The organism is Halomicronema sp. CCY15110 (assembly GCF_016888165.1).
In the GTDB taxonomy this organism is placed as follows: domain Bacteria; phylum Cyanobacteriota; class Cyanobacteriia; order Phormidesmidales; family Phormidesmidaceae; genus Halomicronema.
The window spans coordinates 46,852-53,158 of record NZ_JACSWC010000252.1; the positions used below are offsets into that span (position 1 = coordinate 46,852).

At 44.6% G+C, this 6,307-nt stretch carries 7 protein-coding genes; 5 read left to right on the top strand and 2 right to left on the bottom strand.

Translation table 11 applies throughout. The features are described 5' to 3' along the window. Positions 1-75: 75 nt before the first annotated feature. The 5 genes from clpS (at position 76) to JUK32_RS10205 (ending at position 4,505) form a co-directional block, all read left to right on the top strand. Positions 76-399, top strand: coding sequence for an ATP-dependent Clp protease adapter ClpS (gene clpS, locus JUK32_RS10185; RefSeq protein WP_204138744.1), 324 nt, complete (start codon positions 76-78; stop codon positions 397-399). A 57-nt stretch (positions 400-456) separates the two neighbouring features. After that, positions 457-759 carry a DUF2103 domain-containing protein gene (locus tag JUK32_RS10190; protein WP_204138745.1) on the top strand — a complete coding sequence of 101 codons (303 nt, stop codon included), beginning with the start codon at positions 457-459 and terminating at the stop codon, positions 757-759. Continuing rightward, a complete protein-coding gene (locus JUK32_RS10195; RefSeq protein ID WP_204138746.1) occupies positions 756-1,913 on the top strand; it encodes a tRNA (guanine-N1)-methyltransferase in 1,158 nt (385 codons plus the stop codon). The genes JUK32_RS10190 and JUK32_RS10195 overlap by 4 nt, the downstream gene beginning before the upstream one ends. Before the next feature lie 871 nt (positions 1,914-2,784). Further along, positions 2,785-3,822 carry an STAS-like domain-containing protein gene (locus JUK32_RS28450; protein WP_204138747.1) on the top strand — a complete coding sequence of 346 codons (1,038 nt, stop codon included), beginning with the start codon at positions 2,785-2,787 and terminating at the stop codon, positions 3,820-3,822. A 191-nt stretch (positions 3,823-4,013) separates the two neighbouring features. Beyond that, the gene (locus JUK32_RS10205; RefSeq protein WP_204138748.1) at positions 4,014-4,505 is read left to right on the top strand and encodes a hypothetical protein; all 492 of its coding nucleotides are present in this window, start codon (positions 4,014-4,016) and stop codon (positions 4,503-4,505) included. Between the two features lie 266 nt (positions 4,506-4,771). Here the strand turns inward: JUK32_RS10205 and JUK32_RS10210 are convergent, their stop codons facing one another. Together JUK32_RS10210 and JUK32_RS10215 are read right to left on the bottom strand one after the other, a co-directional pair. Then, entirely contained in the window at positions 4,772-5,440 is a 669-nt protein-coding gene (locus JUK32_RS10210) for a hypothetical protein (RefSeq protein WP_204138749.1), read from the bottom strand. Then, the coding region (locus JUK32_RS10215; RefSeq protein WP_204138750.1) for a hypothetical protein at positions 5,433-6,307 on the bottom strand (875 nt) is incomplete at its 5' end. The genes JUK32_RS10210 and JUK32_RS10215, both read right to left, overlap by 8 nt.

Here is a 6,307-nt window from a genome sequence, read left to right on the forward strand (position 1 = left end):
CCATTTAATGCTTCCGAAAGAATCCGATACACTATGGCTAAATATCCAATTATTTTCTCTTATAACAGATTCACAATGACAGTCTCCTCTTCAGTGATTATCGGCGCGGCATCATCTCCGGCGGTAGCCCCTGCAAAGACTCGTCAGGTCGTGCGCCAGCCGTACCCCAATTACAAAATCATTGTGCTGAATGACGACTTCAATACCTTTCAGCATGTTGTCGAATGCTTGACCAAATACATTCCAGGCATGAATAGCGATCAGGCTTGGGACTTGGCGAACAAAATTCATCATGAAGGTCAGGCTATTGTCTGGGTTGGGCCGCTAGAACAGGCTGAGCTATATCACAGTCAGTTGAGTCGAGCGGGACTGACGATGGCCCCATTAGAGCAAGCCTAAGTCGCCGCTGCCTTAACCGATATTGCCGACTTCATTAATTGCGACGTGGGGGAGATTGTGGGAAAGCCAACGCCGGGACGACTTGTCTGGAACCACTCAACCCATTTGCCTGGCTTGATTCCGGTGTTAGAAAAGCTCTTGGAGCTGGCCGATGAAATTCAGACTATTACCCCTGCCCGATTATCGACGGCACGGAGTAATGCGCCCAAGCTCCGACTTAAAATTTCGGTCCCCATTCGTGGTGGTTATAAGCTGATTGCACGTAAGGGCCGATCGGCGCAAGAGGTTTTTGTCATTACTGAACTAGCGCCACAGTCTCTGAATGAGGCGATCGCTCAGGCCATTGCCGCCCGCTCATGACGCCGCCGCAGTCGCCCTCGCTCATCACCGAAGGTCAGGCTCGATTTCACGTTGGCTCAGCCTTTTACCGGGAGCAAAGCCGACTTGGTCGCGATTTAGCGATTTTGGCCGCTGCGGTGGATCAGCAAACACGGGGAACACTGCGAGTACTGGATGCCATGTCGGGCTGTGGCGTGCGATCGCTACGTTATGCCCTCGAAGCGGCGGCGGACTTGGTCTGGGCGAATGAAGGGAATCCCGAGTTAGGGGATCTGCTGCATCACAACCTGGCACAAAGTCTGACAAACGAGAGCTTTCGTGTCACCCACCGTGATGCCAACGAAGTTTTTTTCGAGTGCTACCAGCGACGTGACTTTTATGACCTGGTGGATATTGATAGCTTTGGGGGCGGTGCGCCGTATCTTTCCACTGGGCTCTGGGCGACCAAACTCGGCGGCCTGCTGTATCTCACCAGCACGGATACCCGCACGACTGGGGGGCACAATCCTGAGCACAGCGTACAGCTTTACGGAGCCTACGCCCGTCCGCATCCGGCTAGTCATGAGCAAGGGGCCAGACTACTCATTGGCAGTGCCATGCAACAAGCCGCAGCAAGGGGTTTAGCCGTTCAGCCGGTATTCGCTTATTACAATGGCCACGTACATCGGGTGATGCTGCGCTTGACAGCAGCCCAGTCTTGGCCAGCCAAACAGTATGGGTTTTTGGGCTATTGCCATCATTGTGGGCACTACCAAACTTTATCTTGGCGGCAGTTGGGACGGGCCATTTGTGACCATGGCGCGATCTCAAGGGCGATCGCGCCTCAGCCCCTCACGATCAGCGGGCCAATGTGGTTAGGCCCGTTGCATGACGAGGCGTTTTTAGCCCAGATGCAGGGATTGGCACTGCAACGGGACTGGCGAGAAGCGACCGATCTGCTCGGGATGATGATAAATGAGTCAGCCTTGCCGCCATACTATTTCACCCTGCCAGAAATTGGCCGTCGAGGGCGGATGGATATTCCCAAGCGGGACAAGCTGATGACGGAGTTACGCGATCGCGGTTTCCACGTCAGTCAGACTCACTTCGAAGCCCAAGCCATTAAAACGGATGCCGCGATCGCGGACTGTATTAATGCCGCGCGGACTTGTCAGGCTGTCCCTCACCCGCTGTAGTCAGCACCATGCAAGAAAGAGCGTGAATTTTGCGAGCCTCAGTCTTGGCATAGAGTATTATTCGCAAGAACTGCTGATGCAGTTTCAGTCACGCAGTGGCTCCCTCTAGGAGCAAGCCCTAAATCTTAGTCTTGACGCTGCACTAGGAGCATAGGCAAAACTTCGGTAGTCCTTAAGAGATTAAGGATATCCAGCAACTAGGAAAAGTGATTGCCATCTTCAAACTGGTAATCATAGAGCAGTGATGATTCCCCCACATCTAAGTGTCTGCTTCCTCACCCACCTGTCCAGCTTGGAACTCTCAAGATGTGGTCAAAAACGGCAAAATCCATAACGACAAGCAGAATCACAAGTGCGGAGTCTGGGGTCGCCAGTTTGTTCAAGATCCGTCAAACCAAGTGATCAGCGATGAGACCAAACGCTGGATTGATAAAGGGAACAGCAGTCATCGCCTCTGCGTTGACCGTTGCCCCCCGGCGATCGCCCTTGGCCCAACATAACTCGACCCATCCAAAACGCTCCCCGCATTGCAGCGAAGCGATCGCCCAATGTTTGGCCTGGTTGTTAACTGGTGATTAGTGAAGCTGGGGACATGAACGGTAAGCGAGAATGCGATCGCATTTAACACCAGAAGAATTATTGAAGTTCCGCCTTACAAATTTGAGTCAAACTGCCTAACGTTTCCAATCACCCGCCGCAGAAGCTTTTGAATGCAAGCGAAGCAATGTTTGAATGCAAGCGAAGCAATGTTCTGACGGTCGGGTACATTGGGGTTGTTAGGTGCTGAATGAATAAGCTCTTAAGGTTGACAACAGGAGTCGCTTTGGTTGACAATTGAAAGGGACAAGCTTGGCAAAAGGGAGAGATGTGAGTGTCAAAAGTGCGAAAGCGTGGTGAACAAATCCGCCAATTTATCCTGACAAATGTTGAGAAGCATCCAAGGGATATAGCTGCTCTGGCAGCACAAGAGTTTGATATTACTAGACAAGCTGTCAACAAACATATCAAGCGCTTAGTGGAGCAAAAGGCTCTTTCGTTTAAAGGCTCAACCAATAGCAGAAGTTACTACCTTCATCCCCTGATTGAGTGGAGAAAAAGATACTCTTTGGATGCTTCTCTTGAGGAAGATATTGTATGGGATTCTGATATAAAGCCTTTGTTGTCTGATTTGCCGGATAACGTTAAAGATATTTGGATTTATGGCTTTACTGAAATGTTAAACAATGCCATAGATCACTCATCTGGAACAGAAGTTTTTCTTCAAGTCAAAAGAACTTCTTTATTCACTGAGATCATGATTGATGACGACGGCGAAGGAATCTTCAGAAAGATTCAGCGATCATTGGAACTACATGACGAACGCCACGCAGTTCTTGAGCTAGCTAAAGGCAAGCTCACAACTGATCCAGATCGTCATAGCGGCGAAGGTATTTTCTTTACATCCCGAATGTTTGATCGATTTGCAATAACTTCTGGAAATGTATACTTTTCCCACCAATTCAACAAGCCCGAAGATTGGATTTTCGAGAATGATAGTTCTCAAGATGGTACAACCGTTTTCATGGAGCTTGACAATAATACTTCTAGAACCTCTAAGCAAGTATTTGACAGTTTCTCATCTGGAGATGATTATGCCTTCAATAAAACAGTCGTCCCTGTTCGTTTGGCACAGTATGGAGATAAAAGGCTAGTATCGCGTTCTCAAGCTAAAAGGCTATTAGCTAATGTCGACAAGTTCAAGATAGTAATCTTTGATTTTTCTGAAGTGGAGGCGATAGGTCAAGCTTTCGCGGATGAAGTATTTCGGGTTTTCAAGAAGCAACACCCGGAAATCAAAATTATTGACTTGAATGCAAACGAAGAAGTTAAGAAGATGCTTAACCGTGCTGCGAGCGCTCTTGGTACCTAACGGCAAAACGCAGCGGCGGCAGATAACCTTGAACTAAGCATCAGTGGCTTCCGTCCGTCCGCTGCCGTGACGTGTTAGCCTGCGGCAATGAGTAGAGGGAACAATTGGTCAGGTGAAAAAGTACAACAGTTCCTTGAATAGGAGATTCTAATACCCATAAAATTTAATCGATAGATTAGCACAAAACTAAGATGGATCAAGTTGTTATTGCCTTTTTGGGTGCTCTTTTTGGTTTTGCTCTGCCTTTTGGGGCTAACGTCTGGGATAAATTGACTAGACAACGTAGATACAAAGCAGCAATTAAAAAGGAAATTGAAAGAGCAAAACAACATACTGAATCTAAACTTAATTGGCTGAATAGAGATGTATCGCCTCATGTCTTAAACATAGAGCAAGATAGAGTCATTGAAACAAATGGAAAGAAACTATATCTCGGAGAAAAAGAGGATTTTGAATTGAATTTCAGATTTTGGAATGAGAAATATACAGATATTATCTTAGTCCTATCTGTCAAAGAATTTTCTTTGTTTGCTACTGTTTATCAGCTTTTTGAAGATTTCACTTTAAAGTTCAAGCAGATGAAACAGGCTTTTGAGGATGATACAGGTGACAAAAAATCGATGGCTTTGATTTGCTATCAGGATCTACTTCTTCTGTTTGAAAAAATCGAGAGACTGGTGTAATTTTTTTGAGCTTATTAAAGCTTTTAGCAAGCTGCTGCGTTGAATGAAATTCATTTATTAGTCACATCAAAAAACCATAGGAAATTGAAAGCCAACAGATCACCTGGCTGTACTGCCCTAGCCAAGAGGCAAAGCAGGCTAACGTTGCCGGTTAGCGGTGGCAAGTAGCCTCGAAATAGAACCAAAAGCTTTCGACCGTCTGCTGCCAAGCAGTGTTAGCCTGCGGTAGCCACAACCACTCTGTTCAATCAACTCAAATGTTTTACCTAATACTCGCTTTCAGCTTCAAACCCTCCGTCTCTTAGGATTTTTTCAGGTAAAGCAACAGGAACAACTTTCTCAAGGTAATAAAGATAAGCTCGCCACTGTATAAAGATAACAGCGCACAAAAAGATAATAGCTATCATGAAGTCAATGGCATTAATCCTTTGAGCTAAGCCTATGACTGATATCACTATACAAGCTATACAAATCTCTCCCCAAACATGGAATCTTATCAATTTCTTCTTTCTCGTATTCAGATCCCTAGATAGATCCTTAACTAAAATAAGGTCAAGTGCCTTATTGCCTGTCAAGCTACCATGAATTCTTCTAACAAGCCTATCTAAATATACATCTATATTCTGAATCTTTGAAAACGCCTGAAAGAAGTCACTTTTAAATCTCAAATATATAGGAGATATGAAAAGTGTCAAGAGTATAGACAACAGTATTTGAAAAACTGTTATTTCACTCCAGATATTGCTGTCAGGATCAAAGACAGTTTTTATGTTAATAGAGCCTATGTTTAGCCAAATACTTCCCAAATAACCATCTTTTGAAGGCAAGCTTAAAGTTCCAATAAAAACACAAAAAATAATAAGCTTGTGTAGATCCAGCGGAGCTACTATATCTTCAATGTATTTATCTTTCAGGAACTTAATTAATTCATCCATCTTCCTGAATTAAGTCTACAAAGTATATATCGCCCGCCCTCGGATCAAATGCCCCATATTCGATTAATGGACAGGCAATAATTTTAGCAGGATTCTCATCTCCCAGATGAGGCTTCACCTTAAAAAAATCCTCAGTTTTGACGAAATGTATATTGGCTTCTTTTTTGGAGAAAACATTATATACCTTGCCTTTCATATTTTTGTGATCGAGTGATGTGATCTTTGCTAAATAGATTACAGGTTCACCAATTAATTTTTCTGCTACAACTGCATGAAAGTTTTCACTAATAGGTTTGTTAAATATAAAATTATTCGTGTTATCACCAGTCATTTGAAGTTCGATTGCACTGTCATCACTGGTGTTTGATGACCTAATAATTGAAGCAATTTGGTCAAACTCTTTAACTATTGATCTATCTCCATACCTTCGACTAATTTGCTCTGGCGGATTATCAATAATTTCTTGGCAAGTTGGAAGATTAAAGACGGAAGAAGCAAGCTGTCTTTTTCTTGTTTCAATTTGATCGGGAAAGTTTTCAATGTGCCTTTCGCCCCCTTGCATGGCCTTTTCAATAGCGGGTCTTAAAGCTGCTGAGATGCGGTTGACAATGAATTTACCTGCCGGGGTTTCACCCAGAAAATCTAGGATATATCCACCCTCTTCGGGAACCCTTGTTACAAAAAGAGCTTCTTCTCGATCAAATGCACTTGTTTTTGCATATTTCCAAATATTGCCATATTTAACATCGAGATGTGCTCTATCTATCGCTGATTGCAGATGAAACAAACTTTGTAATTGCTCAACCCAGTAGCCAATCAGCTTGTTGTGAGGTAAGGACGCGGGAAATCGCCTCAAAGGCAGACAAC

Excerpts from the sequence above, each read along its gene's own strand:
- JUK32_RS10195 (WP_204138746.1), top strand. The coding sequence starts at position 756 with ATGACGCCGCCGCAGTCGCCCTCGCTCATCACCGAAGGTCAGGCTCGA.
- clpS (WP_204138744.1), top strand. The coding sequence starts at position 76 with ATGACAGTCTCCTCTTCAGTGATTATCGGCGCGGCATCATCTCCGGCG.
- JUK32_RS10205 (WP_204138748.1), top strand. The coding sequence starts at position 4,014 with ATGGATCAAGTTGTTATTGCCTTTTTGGGTGCTCTTTTTGGTTTTGCT.
- JUK32_RS10210 (WP_204138749.1), bottom strand. The coding sequence starts at position 5,440 with ATGGATGAATTAATTAAGTTCCTGAAAGATAAATACATTGAAGATATA.